Raw genomic sequence first — 19,218 nt, 5'->3', positions numbered from 1 at the left:
GCCCCCGACAGTTCAGCGTCTGCCATCTTTGAGAGACTTATCCAGAACACTCGAAAGCGCAAAATTAATGAGCTCTACAGTCACAACCCTAGTCAACCAGCCCTACAAATACGGTTTTGTCACCGACATCGAGTCAGACACCATCCCCCGCGGCTTGAGCGAAGATGTAGTCCGCCTGATTTCCGCTAAGAAAAACGAACCGGAATTCATGCTGCAATTCCGCCTCAAAGCATACCGGCAGTGGTTGAAAATGACCGAGCCCACCTGGCCCCACGTCAACTATCCCGCGATCGACTACCAACAAATTATCTACTATTCCGCGCCCAAACAAAAGCCCAAAAAGCTCAACAGTTTGGATGAAGTAGACCCGACACTCCTAGAAACCTTCGAGAAACTCGGCATTCCCCTCTCCGAACAAAAACGGCTCGGAAATGTCGCCGTTGACGCCGTTTTTGACAGCGTTTCAATTGCCACAACCTTTAGAGAAAAACTAGCCAAAGACGGCGTTATATTCTGTTCCATCTCAGAAGCCGTCAAAGATTATCCCGAACTAATAGAAAAATATCTCGGCAGCGTTGTACCAGTCGGCGACAACTTTTTCGCAGCCCTCAACTCAGCGGTATTCAGCGACGGTTCCTTTGTTTACATTCCAAAAGGCGTCAAATGCCCGATGGAATTGTCAACCTATTTCCGCATCAACAACGGAGATTCCGGCCAGTTCGAGCGCACCCTAATTGTTGCAGAAGAAAACAGTTCTGTGTCTTACCTAGAAGGCTGCACCGCGCCGATGTTTGACACCAATCAACTGCACGCCGCCGTCGTGGAATTGGTAACAATGGACAATGCCGACATCAAATACTCGACAGTGCAAAACTGGTACGCCGGCGACGCCAACGGCAAAGGCGGCATTTACAACTTCGTGACGAAACGCGGTTTGTGTCAGGGAGTCAATTCTAAAATTTCTTGGACACAAGTAGAAACCGGTTCCGCAATTACTTGGAAATACCCCAGTTGCGTGTTAGTCGGCGACAACTCGGTAGGCGAATTCTACTCGGTAGCGCTGACAAATAACAAGCAGCAAGCTGACACCGGCACCAAAATGATCCACGTTGGTAAAAACACTCGCAGCACGATTATTTCTAAGGGAATTTCGGCGGGTAATTCATCCAACAGCTATCGCGGCTTGGTGAAAATGGGGCTTAATGCTAAAGGCTCTCGCAATTACTCTCAGTGCGATTCCATGTTGATTGGGGATAACGCTCAAGCGAATACTTTCCCTTATATTCAAGTGCAGAACCACACTGCTAAAGTGGAACACGAAGCTTCTACTTCTAAGATTGGAGAAGAGCAATTGTTCTTCTTCGCACAGCGGGGAATTTCCGCAGAAAATGCTATTTCGATGATGATTAGCGGTTTCTGTAAAGATGTTTTCAATCAGTTACCGATGGAATTTGCGGCGGAAGCTGATAAGCTGTTGAGTCTGAAACTGGAAGGAAGTGTCGGATAATTTTCGCGGCCAAGAAACCCTTCCAGGCTGAGTCCATCGGTGACAACTTAAGCTCCCCGTCCGCCAGGGAATGAATTCCTTGGCTAATAGCTAAACTCCTCTAAACAGGACTAATGAGTTTAAAAATTTTCTTCTCAGTCCTCTTCAGAGGACTTTAGCTTTGAGACAGGGAATTCATTCCCTGGCGGACTATCGGTTTAACGTTAATTGGTCACCAAGAGACAGAGCCTAGGAACGAGAAGAAAAAACTGTAAAGTGCATTGAGGAAAAGGACAAAAATAGATGATTGTAGAAAATAGTCAAGTGGTGCTATCCGTCCGCGATTTAACTGCGAATGTGGAAGATACCCAAATCCTTAAGGGTTTGAATCTGGAAATTAAATCGGGTGAAATTCACGCGATTATGGGCCCGAACGGTTCGGGAAAAAGCACTTTATCCAAGATATTAGCCGGTCATCCTGCTTATACGGTAACGGGCGGAGAAGTTACTTTTTTGGGTCAAAATTTGCTGGAATTACCGCCAGAAGAACGCTCTCTGGCTGGTGTATTCCTAGCGTTCCAATATCCTTTAGAAATTCCCGGCGTTAGCAATCTGGATTTCTTGCGCGTGGCTTACAATTCTCACCGCAAACATCGCGGCTTGGAAGAATTGGATGCTTTTGATTTCCAAGATTTAATCGAGGACAAGCTGGATATTGTCAAGATGAATGATTCTTTTTTAGGCCGCAGCGTAAATGAGGGTTTTTCCGGCGGCGAGAAAAAGCGGAATGAAATTTTGCAAATGGCGCTGTTGGAACCGAAATTAGCTATTTTGGACGAGACTGATTCGGGTTTGGATATCGATGCTCTCAAGATTGTCGCCGGCGGTGTGAATCAGTTGTCAACTGCTGAAAATTCGATGTTGGTGATTACTCACTATCAGCGGTTGCTGAATTACATTATTCCTGATTTTATTCACGTCATGGAAGCGGGCAGAATTATCTTGACTGGCCCGAAAGAGTTGGCGCTGGAATTGGAAGAACGCGGTTATGACTGGGTTGTGGAAGAGGAAGCAGCAGGAGTAGGCGCGCGATGATGATGAATACGCAAGTTGCTAGTAGGGAAATGTTTTTGACTGATTTGGTGAATCAGTGTGAAAAGTTGGGCGCTGCTCATCTCAAAAGTTCTCTTTACGGGTTGGATGCTTTGCGCGATATTGCAACTCAATACGTGCTTTCTTCTCATTTTCCGACAGTGAAGGATGAAGAATGGCGTTTTACTGATTTGTCGCCGCTGTTACAAATTCCGTTGCATTTGCCGACCAGCAATCAGTCAGAAATTAAGCTGTCTGATATTACGATGCCTGTGAAAGACAAGGCAGATTTACCATTAAGATTGGTCTTTGTCAATGGTTTTTATGCGCCGCATTTATCAACGCTGAATTTGCCGAATTTGCCGGACTTTTACGCAGGTAATCTATCCAATGTACCCGAAAAATATCAAGGGCGCATCAGCGATGTTTTGAGCAAGCACAGACAGCAAACCGAAGTGTTTACGGCGCTGAATACTGCGGGTTTGGCGGATTCTGCGGTGGTGTTCGTGCCGGCCAATATGTCGATAGACCTTCCGATTCACTTGCTGTTCCTGACAGCGCCTGGTGCATCTCCCACGATGTGCCAGCCGCACTGCTTAATTATAGCTGAGCCTGGAAGCAGCGTGACCCTGGTTGAGGATTACGCAACTATCGGTAATGTCGCTGCATTTACGAATGCTGTAACCGATGTTGTTGTCGGCGAAAACGCCACTGTTAATCACGTTCGGCTGCAGCGGGAAGGTGGAGAGGTTGTTCATATCGGCAAAAGTGCGATCGAGCAATCTCGTAATAGCCGTTATACTTGCCATGCTATCAGCTTGGGAGGCAAAATATCGCGGCACAATTTAGAAGTTTTTCAGCGCGGCGAAGCCACTGAAACAACTTTAAACGGCTTAAGCGTAGCCTTTGGGGAACAGTTGACGGACACTCACAGTTTAATCGATTTCAATCACCCACACGGTACAAGCCGCCAATTGCACAAGTGCATTGTAGGCAACAAAGCTCGCGCTGTATTTAACGGCAAAGTTTTCGTTCGCAAAGCCGCACAATTGACAGATGCCGGACAATTGAGCCGGAATTTGTTGCTGTCGCCCAGGGCGCGTGTAGATACCAAACCGCAGTTGGAAATTGTCGCCGACAACGTTAAATGTTCCCACGGTGCAACTGTCAGTCAATTAGAAGATGATGAGCTTTTCTACTTGCAAAGTCGCGGTTTGGATTTAGAAAGAAGCCGCTATTTGCTGATTGATGCTTTTGCGGCAGAAATGCTCAATCAATTACCGATTCTGGGCGTGGCGAAAATGCTTTCTACCTGTGTGGCTATCCAAGGATAAAAGAATCACCCAGAGGCTAGAAGCCTGTTCCACAAACATTAAATGTTCTTGTGGGGTGAGCTTCTAGCCCGCCCAGAATCAGCAACAACCGCGCCCAAATCATTATTAACTTCTGAAATTTATGACACTTATTCAAGAAAAAACACTTGCATCAAAAGTTCGCGGCGACTTCCCAATTTTGAATGAAAAAGTCAACGGTAAACCGCTAGTTTATTTAGACAATGCAGCTACTTCTCAAAAACCTCTAGCTGTCATCAATGCTTGGCGCGACTACTACGAGAAATACAATTCTAACGTCCACCGTGGCGCTCACACTCTCAGCGCCAAAGCGACTGATGCTTACGAAGCTGCTAGAGACAAAGTTGCGGCTTTTGTGAATGCGGCGTCGCGGCAAGAAATTGTCTATACTCGCAACGCCACCGAGGCGATTAATTTGGTTGCTTATTCTTGGGGCTTGAGCAATCTGCAAGCTGGAGATGAAATTATTCTGTCGGTGATGGAACACCACAGCAATCTCGTTCCCTGGCAAATGATTGCTCAAAGAACTGGTGCGGTACTGAAGTTTGTCGAGTTAACGGAAACTAACGAGTTTGATTTGGAACAGTTTAAAACGCTGATTTCCCATAAAACTAAATTGGTGTCAACCGTTCACGTTTCTAATACTTTAGGCTGCATCAGTCCAGTTAAAGAAATCTGCAAAATTGCCCACAGTTTCGGCGCAAGAGTTTTAATTGATGCTTGCCAAAGCGTGCCGCACATGATAGTAGACGTGCAAGCAATAGATTGCGATTGGCTGGTTGCTTCCGGTCACAAAATGTGCGCTCCGACAGGCATCGGTTTTCTGTACGGTAAACTGGACTTGCTGAGAGAAATGCCTCCGTTTTTTGGCGGCGGCGAGATGATTGCTGACGTGTTTCTCGATTATTCCACCTATGCCGATTTGCCGCACAAATTTGAGGCCGGCACGCCTGCAATCGGAGAGGCGATCGCCCTTGGTGCAGCAATCGATTATCTTAGTAACATTGGCATGGATAAGATTCACGCTTGCGAAGCTGAATTGACTGCTTATATGTTCCAACAATTGCGGCAAATTCCCGAGATTAAAATCTACGGGCCACAACCAGACAGCAACGGCGAAGGTAGGGCAGCTTTGGCGGCATTTACTGCAGGAGAAATTCACCCTCAAGACTTGTCTACCATGTTAGATCAGGAGGGAGTCGCCATTCGTTCCGGGCATCACTGCACGCAAGCTTTGCACCGCTATTTGAACGTTTCATCTACGGCGCGGGCGAGTTTGTATTTTTACAATACTCGCGAGGAGATTGATGTGTTTGTGAAAGCGTTGAAAGAGACTATCGACTTTTTTGGTGGGATTATGGGATAATTTGGTGAGGTGGGCAAATGCCCACCTTGTTAGAACATCGTTTGCATTGGCCGAGCGGAATATCTCGTGAAAATAGTTGAGTATTATCGTTTAATAATACAACCACTAAAAAACATGAATCAATATCCTATTATCCTCTTGCCTGACCCTGTTATTCAAGCTCTGGATGCAGTTCCATTTACATGGAAATTTAGTGAACCAAAACCTTTACCTCCTAGTTATAAGCCCCAACCAATTGATGTATTTTTGTTTTTTTATAAATCTCTCCCATTAATTATTCCTTTTGCAACTATTTGTCTGATTGCCAGTAGAAATATTATCATCAGTGTCTATATTTCTGTAGGGGGAATTTTTGTTACTGCCTTGAACTTCTGGCAACAACAAGTGTCTTACTTACGAACACTTAATCAATACAAGCAACAAATGCGCGATTATAAAGATTTGTTAGCAGAATGGCAAAAGCGTGAGATTCAGCATAAACGGCAGATAGCAGAATCCCAAAAACCTGAAAAAATAAAGCAGTATCGCTATCAGATAATTAAAGATATTATCATAAAAACCGTCCCTCCTGAAGGTAGAATTGTCAGTACAAAGTCTCAGTGGCTTGAAAGTAAATTTTATAAGAACTTACAGCAATTATTCCCAGATAAAATTAATAACAATTTAATCATCCAAAAATCCCATTCCTATCAACCTTACTGTATTGAAATTTCTTATTTTGATAAATTAACAAATTTACGTATTGATATAACAATTGATAAACCTTATCACTATGAAACCGGTGAGCCTAAAAATTACGAAGTGCTTGTTCAAGAAAATCAGCGCCATCAACTCTTTTTAGAAAAAGGATGGATAGTCATTAGATTTGCTGAGGAGCAAGTAGTCTGTTGGCCCCAAAGCTGTTGTCGGGTAATAGCCGAAGTAATCAATCAAATAATTGGTACACCAATTCCCGATGAATTGACAACTGTAGAAACTTTACGACCTATCCAGCAATGGAATGAATTTGAAGCACGACAAATGGCACAGGAACGTTATCGAGATAATTATTTAATTTAGCGCTCGCCCTTTTTTTGACCGCAGATGAAGGCAGATGAACACGGATGAACGCGGATGAAGAAGAGAGTGAGCGCACCCCAAATATAATCAGGTGAGAATGTTTGTGTTAAACCTATCAGCAGAAAATTGGGTTTGCAACCAGGATGAAGGTGATTTAATAGAAAGTCCTACTTGGAGCCAAATAGAACAAGGTATCCGCGAGTTAAATGTGACCACTAAAAATTTAGTTACCTTGGGTGCAGATGACGAGTGTTATATGAGCATTGGCGGAGGTGAATCCGGCAAATATATTGTTAACGTAACTTTTGATAACGTTAGGTTCCCTAATTTAGTATATCCATCAAAACTCGATGCAATAGAAAAGCTAGTTGTCGGCGGACAAGAAGGTAATTATTCCGCCAGAATGTGTGTAAAATTAGAGACGCCTCTGTTGGCAGATAAAACATTTACAGCATCAGGAAAACTCGATATTTCACTGTCTTGGGAAGAAGAGAAAGCATTAGTAATGCTGTAATAAAACAATATTTCGCTGTCTTGGGAAGAAGGGAAAGCATTAGTAATGCTGTAATAAAACAATATTTACCACAACCTAAGTGAAGTGCGCTCGCCCTTTATTCATTAGATGTATTGTGGGACAGGCGTCCCACCTGTCATTCATCAGTGAGAAGAAAGTGAAGGATGCGATATCAGCAATTACGTACAGACTCTATATCTAGGGTGAACACTGACGACATTAACCCTACATATAGTGTAAAAATTAAATTATTTAGTAAATCCTGAATCTATTTTTTTTTTTAGTATATTTAGTTAGATATTGTGTAACTTACAGAGGTTAACAATGAAACCTTCAGAACCGGAATCAGTACAATCTAGCTTCTTTGATGAAACCTACCGCCAAAATTCAGATCCTTGGCGATACACGTCTAGCTTTTATGAAACCAGTAAATTCAGAACAACGATCAGATGCTTGCCCAAAGTCCGATTCAAAAATGCTTTTGAAATCGGATGTGCTATCGGCGTCCTCACCCAGAAACTTGCCAAAAAATGTGACAGATTGCTTTCAGTAGATTATTCAGAAGTAGGATTACAAGAAGCGCGCAAACGCTGCCACGATCTTCCACAGGTCCGCTTTCAGCAGATGCAAATACCCCAACAGTTTCCAACTGAGAATTTCGATTTCATTTTATTCTCAGAAGTGGGCTATTATTTGAGCAAAGATGACCTCCAGGCAACCAAGGAAAAAATCATTAACCAATTACTTCCTGGCGGTTATCTTTTGATGGTTCACTTTCGGTATCCAGTGGAAAGTTTTATCTTGAATGGCGAGATTGTTCACGATACCTTCCTCCACGATTCTGCACAGTTTTTGAAGCATCTTGGTGACCCACGCAAACGTTTTTTGATGCTAGATTTAGCGCGCCATCACAAACGCTATCGGATGGATTTGTTTCAGCGGTTGTAAATGATACCAGCCGATAATTTTCCCGAGAGTGCATCTACAATTAGTTCGGGATCACCCTTTATTTCTTTGCCTTTATCTGTCAATAATATCAAGCCCGCGTCAATAATTATAATTAATTAAGTTTGTACTGAGGACGAATGGGATCAAAAGTCTGCGCCGATAGATATCCCACACTATTATTGTGAGTGATTGACCAGACTTGATATAAATCAAAGAGCGCTCGCCTTGTTAATTACGAACATCACAAAAGAGCGATCGCCCTCAATGACGCCATTCACTCCTCCATTAATACTCCCTAATTTCAGGATGTATAAATTGATAACCAGCCGCCTTAATTTTTTGATTCGACACCCTCGCATTATAAGGCCGCACGCTGGTAACAGATTTATCCCAAGAAGCTGGCGGCAAATTGTGAGTTTCAAAAATGCGATCGAGCAATTCGCGACTGGATAGCGACACATCCCCGACTAAATTGTAAATGCCCTGCAATCGAGTTTCCAAAGCAAAGGTTAACCCCCCAACCACATCATCCCGATGCACCCAATTAGTAACATCTTCCCCCGCACCGGGGCGAGTGTTCCCAGCCCAGCGCCCAAAGATTTTAACTAATTCTCGTCCAGGCCCATAAATTCCTCCCAAACGGAGAATGCAGACGTGAAGATTGGCATTAGATGCTGCTAATAACACCCGTTCGGTTTCTGCGAGAATTTCACTGTTTGGATTAGCGGGCGCAACGGGTGAATCTTCATTTACCACTTCACCTTGGCGATCGCCATACACAGAATAAGTACCCGTATAAATAACCTGTTTTACGGTCGGTATCTGCTTTAAAACCGATACCAAAGTAGTCGCTGTATCTAAATAACTCTCCTGATAAGTATCAGAATTGGGAGCACCTACGCACAGCATAACAGCATCTTGTTCTTGCAATACAGCCGTCATTGCATCTTTGTCATTTCCCTTGAGCACGGCTACTCGCTGGGCGACACCCTCCAACTCAACGACTCGCGTCGCCGTGGTAGTTGTCGCCGTCACGATACAATCAGATTTGCCGCGTAAATGTTTGGCTGTCGCAGTACCCACATAGCCGCAGCCGACGATCGCAACTTTCATAAAAAATTCTCCTTTGTTTCATACTCTCTAAAATTATTGCCGGTTTCTGAAATCATGGCGCGCTGAGTTTTGTGGTAAAATGCAAAGCATCGTTATCAATCGGAGTAGCATCGTGTCCGAGAGAGATATTTTTGCCACATCCTCAGAAAGCGAACTTTTAGCTTTTTATGGTTCTTTGTTTGCGATCGCAGCCGCCGATGGTTCCTTTAATATTGACGAACTAGATTTGTTGTTTAAAACCATAAATTTAGACAAATTTTCTGACTCTGCAAAGACTCAAATCCAATCCTACACAGCCAGTCCCCCATCACTCAGCGACTGTTTACAAACACTCAGCCAGTCAGAAGAACCGCTGCGTTTGGGAGTCATGTATTTTTTAATAAACATTGCTGGAGCCAATAAGACGCTGCATCCCGGAGAAAGCGAGGCGATCCAATCAGCAAAAAAACTGCTCGCGGTTTCCGACTTGCAAATCCAAGCCATGCAGGAATTCCTCGCAGATATGAAACAACTACGGGATGCCGCCCCTAATAAAAATTAGACATCAGCCTCCTTCAATTCTGCTGTTTCCCAGCTTAAAACTAAGGGCATTCCTCTCGATTTGATCGACCGGAAAGGAACCACAACAAACCTCAGCAACCCCAAAATCAACTATTCAGATGAAAGTTTTTGGATTAAACTTAAAAACTTTGCTTTAACCGCAGGAAGAGAAGTAGTTGAAAAAGCTTTGATTCTCTACTATACGGCTCAGAACCCAAATGTGCCTGCTTGGGCAAAAGGAGTTGTACTTGGAGCTTTGACCTATTTTATATCTCCTGTTGATGCCATTCCCGATATATTAGTCGGCATCGGATTTACCGACGATTTGGGAGTATTGCTGGCGGCAATAGCTACTGTGTCAGTATACATTAATGCTGATACTAAAGAACAAGCCAAACAAAAAATGAAAGATTGGTTTGGCTAATAATATTATGTCCGGTGGAGCGTTTTGTTTCCGTCGGCATCCGCATAATATAATCGGAATAATATAGGAGTTGTCAATCGGATAAAAGACAGGACACGACACTGCCGTGTCCCTACCCAATATCTGTAATTCACTCAACTGAAAACTTGATTATTGTGGATTCTCAGTCTTTAATCGGCTTACCATCTCGATTGACAATACGGCTTTCACCATCCTTAGCCGTGACATTTTCATAAACCCCTTCATCCCGCTTCACGTACTTGCTGAAACCCGAATTTTTATAATCGGTGTCGGATGTCGGCTTCATCAACCTCGGAGCGCTCAGCAGCCGGCGTACCGGAGCATCTGCGGGAGTCTCCCCTGGTTCGCACTTAGCCAACTCACACAGTTGACCCCAAGTGGAAACTTCCAGGTTCATGCTGTGCCAAACTTCTAACTGCTGGTTGTTTTCGGGACACAAATAATCGTATACAGGCATACTAAGAATCTCGTTTGCAACTACTAAAATTACTAATTGCACGGTTATTGAGAATATTATAGCTCAACATTACTAATAATTCAACCCTAAAAATCAAACTTTACTATTTTTAACGGTTGTTGAAACCTTAAATCAGCTATATTATTAACCCTGTGTGCTTGCTCCCGGATGCGATCGAGACAAAGCTCAAAAGTACCCTGAAATCCTCTGACTCGATCCAACGATCGCACGATCGACGCCTAGCAAATGCCCGCAAGACTTCCGTGGATGCCGTCAAAGGATTGATCATCATTTTCAGACTGTACGCAAATCACAGATTCTAAGTTTCAATTTTATTTATTTACTCACCAGCGAGGATTTACCGATGAGCGATTTCAAAGTTACGCCAGAAGTAGAGCTGAACACAGCTCAAATGTTAGAGCGATACGAACTGCAAGATGAGACAAATCTGCGGCGTTGGGCAAAACTGCACGGCATCAACAGCACTCGCGGTTTCTTCTATCCGAGTGAAGTAGATTTGATGGATCACGCTCACCACCATCTTTACAATTTGGGAATGAGCATTGCTGACTACCAAAGTCTTTTAGACCGACGCCGCAGCCATTCCCAGACATCAGGCGACCAAAATAAAACAGTAGCAAGTCAAGTTGCTGACGAAGCATACGATGCCATAGAAACGCTAACCGAGCAGTATGCTGAAGCTATTGATTTAATGGGAGAACGTATAGCAGACCATTTCATAGATGAACTCGATTTATCTGTGATGAGGCACCTTTCTAAAAAAGTGCAAGACCGGCGCACTCTCAACGGTCAAACCAAAAAGCCTAACCGTTTTCTCCAAGTGATTAAAGCCGTGTTGCAACCGAGCAGTGAAAATACGCTTCTGGTTCCCAAAAAAGAGAATGACTCTAGTTTAGAATTAGAACAGCATCATCGGCTCGGCTAATCGCCGATTTTTTTGAAAAACTAAGAGACTTTTTGTTCAATTTACTGGTCAATTTTACTGAAAAGCAGACCCGAACCCTCCCCTTTTCAAGGGGAGGCAGCAAGAGTCACATTTTTTATATTATGAAACGGAATAGAAGAAAATAAATTGAGATTTCCCAGAAGTCTAAATTACTTTTCAACTGATATTGGGTTTCGCGACGGAACCAAACCTAATATAACTAGAGACAGATTGCGCGAGCGCCAAAATTAGAGATAATATCTGCTGAATTGAACCTGTCAACCTCGCCCAAGGTAAAAAAATGATTAAATCCTGGATGGTAATTGGAGGCGTCGCCTTTGTAGTAGCTTTAGCTGCTAACATAATCGCGCCCAGGGACATCCAATGGTTCAACCGGTTGCAGCGTCCGAGATGGCTAGTATTTGAAAAAGCAATTCCCATAATTTGGACAGTAATTTTTATTTGTGCAGCTTGGTCAGCAGTGATTGTGTGGGAAAAAGAACCAGGAACTCAGGAGACTTGGCTGAGAATGGGTTTGTACCTGCTTTTAGAAATAGTAACTATATCTTACACCTCGGTTATGTGCAAAGTTAGGAGCCTAAAAGTCGGCACCATAATCGGCGGAACGGGCGCTATTTTAAGCGTTATCCTCGCTTTAACGGTGTTGCCAGTTTCGGAGCCGGCCGCCCTGTTATTGCTGCCTTACATACTTTGGAGTCCGATCGGCACTTACACCACTTGGGCAATGATGCACCTCAATCCGGCGGATGTTTAGGATCTGGAATTAGTCCTTTTAATGGGATGACAAGCATCGGGAAAAAGCACCTTTTTTAGGTAGTATCTACCTGCAACGCAGGTTTTAGTGCGCAAAGACTTGATGCGGAATAATTGTACAGTTGCACAACTGGAAGCTTATGATATCGGTAACCCAAGCTGCATGAACCAAGTGTGCTTGTCTATGTAACCGCGTTGAAAATGGATTTTGCCATCAACAACATGAAAGAAGCCACAGCCTTTTAGCGTAAAACTTTTGCCAGTTGGTAGGTTGCCACCAAACTCACCTAGAAAGGTGCCACCACCAGTCCACTCGACGATCGCCCACTCGCCATCCTCAAACAGATTCTCAGCGTGCGTGTAATTGTCTGGAAAGGCTTGGAAGAAGCTAACAAAACTCTCAAGCAATGCCTCACGCCCGTTTAGAGGATCGCCAAAGGCAACTTGATGGTTCTGTGCATCGTCGTGATAAAGCTCGATCAGGGCGTGAGGGTCACGAGCGTTATAAGCAGAAACCCAGTCTTGGAGGACTTGCTTGGGCGTTTTCATTTTTAGTTCCCTAATACAGATAACTAAAGATATTAATTAGCACCTTCTCACCCTCAAATTTACTGACTTAGAGATCTGCTCGGAGGCTCAGTTTCCGGCGGTTCGGGAGGGGGAGATTCAGCATCGGGAGGGTTCAGCGACTCCTCCCAAACTTTGATTTGCGATCGAGCTTGCTCAAAAGCCCGAGTACCCGAGGGAATTTTCTTCAAAGTCGCGATCGCCCCAGCCAGATCCGACGACGACTGTTCCACACCAAGCGCCAAAATCCGCTGGCTCCACTCATCAATCGCCTCACTCACCTGCCACCGGAGCGAACTCGACTCCGGCACCTGAAGGGCCAGCGCAATAGCCGTTTGCAGAGCCTCCGCAGTCCCCGCTCGGGCAGCCTGACGGGCGTTCTCCAAACCTTGCTCGCCCTGAAATTGAGCCTCCCAAGTCCGAATGTTTGATCGAGCTTCCTCATAAAGCACCCGTCCCGATCGAATCCGGCGGGCCATCTCAATTGCCCCCGCCAAATTGCCGCTCGCCGCTAGCTGCTGAGCTCTATCCAAAAACGGCTGGTCAACAAGCCGCTGTCTCCTCTCGATCCAAGCTTGAATTTTGGTTTGAGCTTCGACGTAAAGCGCCCTACCTCTAGCGATCCGAGAAGCTTGAGCAACGGCCGCTTCCAGAGCATTCGGATCGCCCATACTCGCCAAATCGTTGGCTCTTTGCAAATACGGACTGTCTTCCAGCAGCTCGATTTGACGGCTCAAGGTGCTAATTTGACTGCGAGCTTCCGAAGCGCGGGGATTTGATTCCGGGACTGTTTGCAATTGCGCGATCGCAGCCCTCAAATCATTTACCCCACCAGGCGCCGCCAGCCTGCTTGCCAAATCCAAAACTTTCACATCAGCCATTTCTTGTTGCCAGCGGCCGACTAAATCTTGAGCTTGTTTGTATAAAGGGCGGCCGGACTTCAACTTTTGAGCAATCTCGATCGCCTTGGAGAAACCCTCAACAGAGCCAGTCAAAGCCTGAGAAGTAGCATTCGCCAACTCATTAAAATCTTGTACTTGTTCCCTTAAATTTGCAGACTCTGGAATCTTGTTAGCGATCGCCATCGCCTCCTGCCAATCCCCTGCCTGCAATCGTTTTTGGGCGATCTCCAGAATTTTCTTGCTAAATTCCGTGATTGCCTTATTGGCAGCTTGATACAAATAACTGTTTTGACCAATTCCCTGAGCCAGCTTAATCCCCGTCACCAGATTGTCGAGACCTCCCTCGGAGGCTGTATTCCGGGCTTTTAGCAACTTATTGCCCTCAGCCCGAGTCGTCTGAATTAGCTTAGTCAATTCCTCGTACTTAGCCGATTCCCAGAAAGTATTTCCCAAATCCAAAAGCAGAGTAGCTTGGCTGAAAGCCAGCGTCCACTCTTCCTGACGCAAGTGGTCTTCAGCCGTGCGGTAAATTTTCTCTCCATCGCTCCATATCGACTGCCACTTTTCAATCTGCTTTTCCATCTTCGGGTAAGCGGGAACGTTTTTAGGAACCTTGCGAGCGAGCGCAATCGCCTCATCCAGCTTTCCTTCTTGGAAACTAGCATTTCCCAGCCTAAGAATATCCTCCGACCACCGATCGATTTGAGTGTTAATTCTCGGCCGCAGCGGATGGTTTTGTGGCAAAGCATTCACTAATTCGATCGCCCTGAGCAAATCATCCGCCGTCCGCCTGCTTGCTGCTTCTTGAGCACAAAAAAAGCGATCGTTAGCAGAAGCTGTCGGCCAAAAAATCTTTGAGCAATTGGACTGCGAGGTCAGGTTGAGTAAAGATGCAATTGCCACAAACCCCATGCCCACCGATAGCATCAAACTCAGCGCCAGCCAAAACTGCCACTTATTCGACCAGTTCCGCCAAAACGGATTATGTGCCCCCGGCGGCTGCGAGTTTTCCCCAGACAAATTCGGCGGTAGTTCCAGATGCCCTCCCGGCAGTTTTCCCGAAGTAACCAACTCTCGGAGCTCTTTAAGTCGTTCAGCCCGGTTTTTCCTTGCTGGTAAGCGCACCAGCGACGAAGTATCCTTTGTTGACTCCAAGGATTCTGATGCAGACCAACGGCCTGGTATTTTGCGATCTTGACTCATATCCTCACCACAAACAGCAACCAGCCAGCGTTAGTTATTTAAAAACTGCGAGCGCTGCTATCAACTGCTCTATAAAATGTATTCATCACTTTTACATACTCCCGTCGGCCCTAGACTGCAAGGGCCGATCGCCAAACCGCCAAAATCAAAATTTTGTGATTAGGTAATTGATAATGCGTAATTGGCAATTGGTCAAGGCCGTCATCCCTAACTCGCACTCAATAGAGCCAATTACACATTATCGTCTCAAGAACCGGAGTTTGAGCGCAAATCGCCGATCAGTTCCGCAAGTTGGTCGCTATTAGCTTTGTAAACCTCGTTGCAGAAATGGCACGTAGCCTCAGCCCCCCCATCTTTTTCAATCATGTCTTGGAGTTCGGCTTCGCCCAACATTTTCAAAGCTCCCAAAACTCGATCGAACGAACAGCCACAGTCAAAGCGCACCATCTGAGTTTCCGGGAAAATTTCCAGGCCCATATCTCCCAGTAATTCTTCGAGAATCTGGTGCAGCGTTTTGCCCGATCGCAGCAGCGGCGTAAAGCCGGACAATTCAGCAACTCTAGATTCTAAAGTTTGCACCAATTTTTCGTCCGTTGCCGCCTTCGGCAGAACCTGCAACAGCACACCCCCAGACGCTTCTACCCCGCCCGCCCCTACAAACACCCCCAAAACTAGAGCCGAAGGCGTTTGCTCCGAGGTTGCCAAATAATGACTCAGATCGTCGCCAATTTCGCCGGAAACCAATTCCACCGTACTTGAATAAGGGAAGCCATATCCAACGTCCCGCACCACGTACAAATACCCGTCACCTATTGCCCCGCCCACATCGAGTTTGCCTTTAGCATTGGGCGGCAGTTCCACTTCGGGATTGTCCACATAACCTCGAACCGTTCCATCAAGTCCCGCATCCACTAGAAGCCCGCCCAGCGGCCCATCTCCTTTGATGCGAATGTTGACTCTCGATTCGGGCCGTTTCATGCTGGAGGCGAGTAACAGCCCTGCCGACATTGTGCGCCCGAGGGCGGCTGTAGCCACGTAGGAGAGCTTGTGCCGCTGTCTTGCTTCTTCGGTGAGGCGGGTGGAAATGACGCCTACAGCGCGAATTCCGCCCTCTGCGGCTGTAGCGCGAATTAATTGATCGGCCATGAAAAACCTTACTTTGTCTTTTGATACCTTCTTGAACTATTTTAGAAGTTCTTGAAGGTTGTGGCAGCAGATAGCAGCAGTTGACTCGGCGGGCCTGGGAGTGCGATCGAACTTCAGAACTCGCCTCTGTTTTTTATAAAACCTCGATCGACCAACTATTTATTAACCAATACTCTGATTGATTCTTCCACTTAAATATTTATTTAATATGCCCGCAATAAGGACTGCATTTATTTTCCATCATCTACCCGGTTATCAGTCCTTTTATAACAACTAACAACTCATGACTAATGACTAAAACTACTGACTAACAACTAAAGCTTATCTTGGCGCTAACCAGACGATTACCAAACCTTTACCTTGGCCGGCTAGAGTGAGATGCGTAGGTCTCAGACCGATGTTTTTTAGCTGGAAATAAGGGATATGCCATTAACATCCAAAGCACTTTTAGCGGAAATCCAGCATAACACAGGAGCGACTAGAAACTTGCATTTTTATGCTAAGGGGGAAACCATTCCTATGATGTCGCACGGTCTTTGGCGAGTCTGTCAAGGTCTAGCACAACTGAGCACGCTTTATCCAACCGGGGAAGAAGGACTTTTGGGTTGGGTTGGGCCTTCGATGTGCTTCGGTTTGTGGTTGACAAACTTGCAGACTTACCGAGCTACGGCCACATCAGATATTTATTTGATGTGGTATTCTATGGTGGAAATCGAAGCTTCTCCTCAATTGGCTCACGAGTTGTTGCCTCAAATGGTACGGCGACTGCGGCAAATGGAAGCAATTTTAGCGATCGCCGGACAGCGACGAGTAGATGACCGTTTGTATCAGCTACTGCTATTATTGCAACAGGAATTCGGTCAGCCTGTGGTTGAGGGAACTCGTTTGAATATCCGCTTGACACATCAAGATATTGCTAATGCGATTTGCACGACGCGGGTAACAGTAACTCGAATGCTGGGGAAATTGCAGCAGCAAGGGTTAATCAGTCGAGATGGCGATCGGCATTTAATTCTTAACAAAGATGTTTTTGCTTCCACCTCCGATTTGTTTGGCTGCAACCCTCAAGCAGTGTAGCAAGCGCAGAAAAAAATCTTATTCTGCTTCGCCAATCAGCGTAAACGCTGCCCAATCTTGCGGAGTTGGGTGCATCTTCATTGTCATCAGCATCGCTTGCCGCAAAGCTTGAGCTTTATTCGGGTTTTTCTGTAACTGGCGATAGAATTCTGCCATTAATTCCGCTGTCGGCTCATCGGGCACTAACCACAGAGAAACGATAATACTGGAAACACCCGCACTAATTAAAGCACGAGATAATCCAAGCACACCATCACCTGTGAGTTTTCCTCGGCCAGTATTGCAAGCACTTAATACCACTAATTCTGCATTTAATTTTAAATCCAAAATTTCACTCGAAGTCAGCAATCCGTCATCATTTCCTGATGGAGCCAGGGCGATCGCTCCCGGTAAATCTCGCCTCTTCACTTCATTGAGTAATCTGTGAGTTGCCAGATGAATAATCCGGGCTTTTAGCATCTGTTGAACAATCGATGCTTTAGTGGCTTGACTGCCTGTAATCGGTTTAGTATTCAGAAGTTGGGCAATTGTAATTGCTTCCTGTTCGCTGCCCGGTAAGGGATCTAATTGGCGCGGCGGGTTGCCAATTTTGGGCATAATTGGATTGCCTACAACTAAGTTATTCTGGAGAGAAAGTTGTCGGACTTTTTGCCGTGATTGGCGGGTTAACTGCAAAATTTGCAGGGCGGGAGCGGTGAGGATGGTATGTTTTTCAATCAGATATTGACCTGTCGGATCTTGTAAGGCGACAAAGGGAACTAAAAACAGGGATTGATGGGGAATGAAGATGACAGGAGCATTCGGGTCAGTAGGTAAAAGATCGGCAATGGGTTGAATCAGTAGTTGATAACTTTGCTGTAATTTGGGGTAGATTATCCGAGAATTAGCAGGGGTAGAAGCAGGGGGATTTGCTGTTTGTTTATTGGCAGTGTCCCCCACCGAGACACCCAGAGCCTCGCGAGTGCCGCGAATCATCTCAGCTAAGGCTGTATCTGGCTCGTTTAATCCTCTCCTCCCGGTAGCAGCAGATACTCTTGTCTGTTCGGTGGCTTCGGGTAGATTGATGTTCAGAGATTTGAGGTCAACTGAGCGAAAGGTAATTTCACCAGTCGGCTTGATGACCCAAATATAAAGGGCTTCCTTATTAATAGTTGAATACTCGACGAGGGTAGCGTTTTGCTCTTTAGCGATTTGTTGAATTTGCTCGATATTGGGGGGGTTGATAGTAATTGGGACAGAGGCAGATGCGGCAAGGCGAGATGCCAATAACTCCACAAAAGCTCTGGCTCTTCCCCGTTCGGCAATTTCTAAAGCGTCATTAGTTTTTTTCTGAGCAATGAAGAGTTCTTGTAAAAGGACATAGGGGTTAGTTTGGGTTTCAAATATTGACACTTTATTGGCATCGTCTAATCCAGTACGGAGAGATTCCAAAACTTTAATACTATCAAGTAGGTTTTTCTCTGCTGCTGGGAGATTGCCAGATATGGAGAGAGCCAATCCTAGATTGTTGAGAGCCGTCCCCTCGCTTTGGCGGTCTTTTATTTCTCGCGCGATCGCTAAAAGCTGCTGTTGGTACTTGATGGTTTTGGCGTAGTCGCCGAGCAAAAGGTAAGCAAGCCCCAGATTTCCCAGAGCCGCCCCCTCGCTTTGGCGGTCTTTAATTTCGCGCGCGATCGCCAAATGCTGCTGTTGGTACTCGATCGCTTTGGCGTAGTCGCCGAGGGAAAAGTAAGCATTTCCCAGATTTCCCAGAGCCACCCCCTCGCTTCGGCGGTCTTTAATTTCTCGCGCGATCGCCAACAACTGCTGTTGGTACTCGATCGCTTTGGCGTAGTCGCCGAGGGAAAAGTAAGCATTTCCCAGATTTCCCAGAGCCCCCCCCTCGCTTTGGCGGTCTTTAATTTCTCGCGCGACCGCCAACAACTGCTGACTGTACTCGATCGCTTTGGCGTAGTCGCCGAGGGAAAAGTAAGCCTTTCCCAGATTTCCCAGAGCCCCCCCCTCGCTTTGGCGGTCTTTAATTTCTCGCGCGATCGCCAACCACTGCTGAGTGTACTCGATCGCTTTGGCGTAGTCGCCGAGGGAAAAGTAAGCATTTCCCAGATTTCCCAGAGCTTTCCCCTCGTTTCGGCGGTCTTTAATTTCTCGCGCGATCGCCAACAACTGCTGACTGTACTCGATCGCTTTGGCGTAGTCGCCGAGGGAAAAGTAAGCCTTTCCCAGATTTCCCA

General features: G+C 45.7%; 18 protein-coding genes. 12 read left to right on the top strand and 6 right to left on the bottom strand.

Annotated elements, in window-relative coordinates:
• Nucleotides 1-67 precede the first annotated feature (67 nt).
• The 7 genes from sufB to QUB25_RS20720 all read left to right on the top strand — a co-directional run bounded on the left by sufB (nucleotide 68) and on the right by QUB25_RS20720 (nucleotide 7,817).
• Entirely contained in the window at nucleotides 68-1,507 is a 1,440-nt protein-coding gene (sufB, locus tag QUB25_RS20750) for a Fe-S cluster assembly protein SufB (RefSeq protein ID WP_333185599.1), read from the top strand.
• A gap of 282 nt (nucleotides 1,508-1,789) precedes the next feature.
• Nucleotides 1,790-2,581 (top strand): Fe-S cluster assembly ATPase SufC, encoded by a 792-nt coding sequence (gene sufC / locus QUB25_RS20745; RefSeq protein ID WP_333044221.1) that lies wholly within the window; start codon nucleotides 1,790-1,792, stop codon nucleotides 2,579-2,581.
• Nucleotides 2,581-3,912: a Fe-S cluster assembly protein SufD gene (sufD, locus tag QUB25_RS20740; RefSeq protein WP_445251971.1), complete on the top strand. Its 1,332-nt coding sequence runs from the start codon at nucleotides 2,581-2,583 to the stop codon at nucleotides 3,910-3,912. Before sufC ends, sufD begins: the two co-directional genes overlap by 1 nt.
• Before the next feature lie 121 nt (nucleotides 3,913-4,033).
• Nucleotides 4,034-5,296 (top strand): SufS family cysteine desulfurase, encoded by a 1,263-nt coding sequence (locus tag QUB25_RS20735; protein WP_333185594.1) that lies wholly within the window; start codon nucleotides 4,034-4,036, stop codon nucleotides 5,294-5,296.
• Between the two features lie 66 nt (nucleotides 5,297-5,362).
• Nucleotides 5,363-6,355, top strand: coding sequence for a hypothetical protein (locus QUB25_RS20730; RefSeq protein WP_333185592.1), 993 nt, complete (start codon nucleotides 5,363-5,365; stop codon nucleotides 6,353-6,355).
• A 97-nt stretch (nucleotides 6,356-6,452) separates the two neighbouring features.
• Nucleotides 6,453-6,869: a hypothetical protein gene (locus QUB25_RS20725; protein ID WP_333185590.1), complete on the top strand. Its 417-nt coding sequence runs from the start codon at nucleotides 6,453-6,455 to the stop codon at nucleotides 6,867-6,869.
• A gap of 324 nt (nucleotides 6,870-7,193) precedes the next feature.
• Nucleotides 7,194-7,817 carry an SAM-dependent methyltransferase gene (locus tag QUB25_RS20720; RefSeq protein WP_333185589.1) on the top strand — a complete coding sequence of 208 codons (624 nt, stop codon included), beginning with the start codon at nucleotides 7,194-7,196 and terminating at the stop codon, nucleotides 7,815-7,817.
• A 285-nt stretch (nucleotides 7,818-8,102) separates the two neighbouring features.
• Here QUB25_RS20720 and QUB25_RS20715 read toward each other — a convergent pair whose 3' ends face one another.
• Nucleotides 8,103-8,930, bottom strand: coding sequence for an NAD-dependent epimerase/dehydratase family protein (locus QUB25_RS20715; protein WP_333185587.1), 828 nt, complete (start codon nucleotides 8,928-8,930; stop codon nucleotides 8,103-8,105).
• 79 nt (nucleotides 8,931-9,009) lie between these two features.
• Here QUB25_RS20715 and QUB25_RS20710 point away from each other — a divergent pair, with 79 nt between their 5' ends.
• Both QUB25_RS20710 and QUB25_RS20705 read left to right on the top strand, forming a co-directional pair.
• Nucleotides 9,010-9,471 (top strand): hypothetical protein, encoded by a 462-nt coding sequence (locus QUB25_RS20710; protein WP_333185585.1) that lies wholly within the window; start codon nucleotides 9,010-9,012, stop codon nucleotides 9,469-9,471.
• A gap of 60 nt (nucleotides 9,472-9,531) precedes the next feature.
• Complete coding sequence (locus QUB25_RS20705) at nucleotides 9,532-9,894, top strand: YkvA family protein (protein WP_333185583.1); 363 nt, start codon at nucleotides 9,532-9,534, stop codon at nucleotides 9,892-9,894.
• A gap of 163 nt (nucleotides 9,895-10,057) precedes the next feature.
• On the opposite strand, the gene QUB25_RS20700 is transcribed toward QUB25_RS20705, so the two are convergent.
• Nucleotides 10,058-10,372 carry a zinc ribbon domain-containing protein gene (locus QUB25_RS20700; RefSeq protein WP_333036151.1) on the bottom strand — a complete coding sequence of 105 codons (315 nt, stop codon included), beginning with the start codon at nucleotides 10,370-10,372 and terminating at the stop codon, nucleotides 10,058-10,060.
• A gap of 364 nt (nucleotides 10,373-10,736) precedes the next feature.
• On the opposite strand from QUB25_RS20700, the gene QUB25_RS20695 reads away from it, so the two are divergent.
• Both QUB25_RS20695 and QUB25_RS20690 read left to right on the top strand, forming a co-directional pair.
• Nucleotides 10,737-11,318, top strand: a complete 582-nt coding sequence (locus tag QUB25_RS20695) for a hypothetical protein (protein WP_333060436.1) — start codon at nucleotides 10,737-10,739, stop codon at nucleotides 11,316-11,318.
• A 301-nt stretch (nucleotides 11,319-11,619) separates the two neighbouring features.
• Nucleotides 11,620-12,093, top strand: a complete 474-nt coding sequence (locus tag QUB25_RS20690; RefSeq protein WP_333060435.1) for a TspO/MBR family protein — start codon at nucleotides 11,620-11,622, stop codon at nucleotides 12,091-12,093.
• Nucleotides 12,094-12,230: 137 nt separating this feature from the next.
• Here the strand turns inward: QUB25_RS20690 and QUB25_RS20685 are convergent, their stop codons facing one another.
• The 3 genes from QUB25_RS20685 to hslO all read right to left on the bottom strand — a co-directional run bounded on the left by QUB25_RS20685 (nucleotide 12,231) and on the right by hslO (nucleotide 15,910).
• Complete coding sequence (locus QUB25_RS20685) at nucleotides 12,231-12,641, bottom strand: ester cyclase (protein ID WP_333162670.1); 411 nt, start codon at nucleotides 12,639-12,641, stop codon at nucleotides 12,231-12,233.
• A gap of 59 nt (nucleotides 12,642-12,700) precedes the next feature.
• Nucleotides 12,701-14,764 (bottom strand): hypothetical protein, encoded by a 2,064-nt coding sequence (locus tag QUB25_RS20680; RefSeq protein WP_333185580.1) that lies wholly within the window; start codon nucleotides 14,762-14,764, stop codon nucleotides 12,701-12,703.
• A gap of 246 nt (nucleotides 14,765-15,010) precedes the next feature.
• A complete protein-coding gene (gene hslO / locus QUB25_RS20675; RefSeq protein WP_333060432.1) occupies nucleotides 15,011-15,910 on the bottom strand; it encodes an Hsp33 family molecular chaperone HslO in 900 nt (299 codons plus the stop codon).
• A 423-nt stretch (nucleotides 15,911-16,333) separates the two neighbouring features.
• On the opposite strand from hslO, the gene QUB25_RS20670 reads away from it, so the two are divergent.
• Nucleotides 16,334-16,987 carry a Crp/Fnr family transcriptional regulator gene (locus QUB25_RS20670; RefSeq protein WP_333084576.1) on the top strand — a complete coding sequence of 218 codons (654 nt, stop codon included), beginning with the start codon at nucleotides 16,334-16,336 and terminating at the stop codon, nucleotides 16,985-16,987.
• 18 nt (nucleotides 16,988-17,005) lie between these two features.
• Here the strand turns inward: QUB25_RS20670 and QUB25_RS20665 are convergent.
• A partial coding sequence (locus QUB25_RS20665) for a CHAT domain-containing tetratricopeptide repeat protein (protein ID WP_333185578.1) occupies nucleotides 17,006-19,218 on the bottom strand: 2,213 nt, incomplete at its 5' end.

The organism is Microcoleus sp. B3-D7, assembly GCF_036705305.1.
In the GTDB taxonomy this organism is placed as follows: Bacteria; Cyanobacteriota; Cyanobacteriia; order Cyanobacteriales; family Microcoleaceae; genus Microcoleus.
The sequence above is the reverse complement of the archived record's forward strand: the minus strand, read 5'-3'. Positions and strand labels throughout refer to the sequence as shown.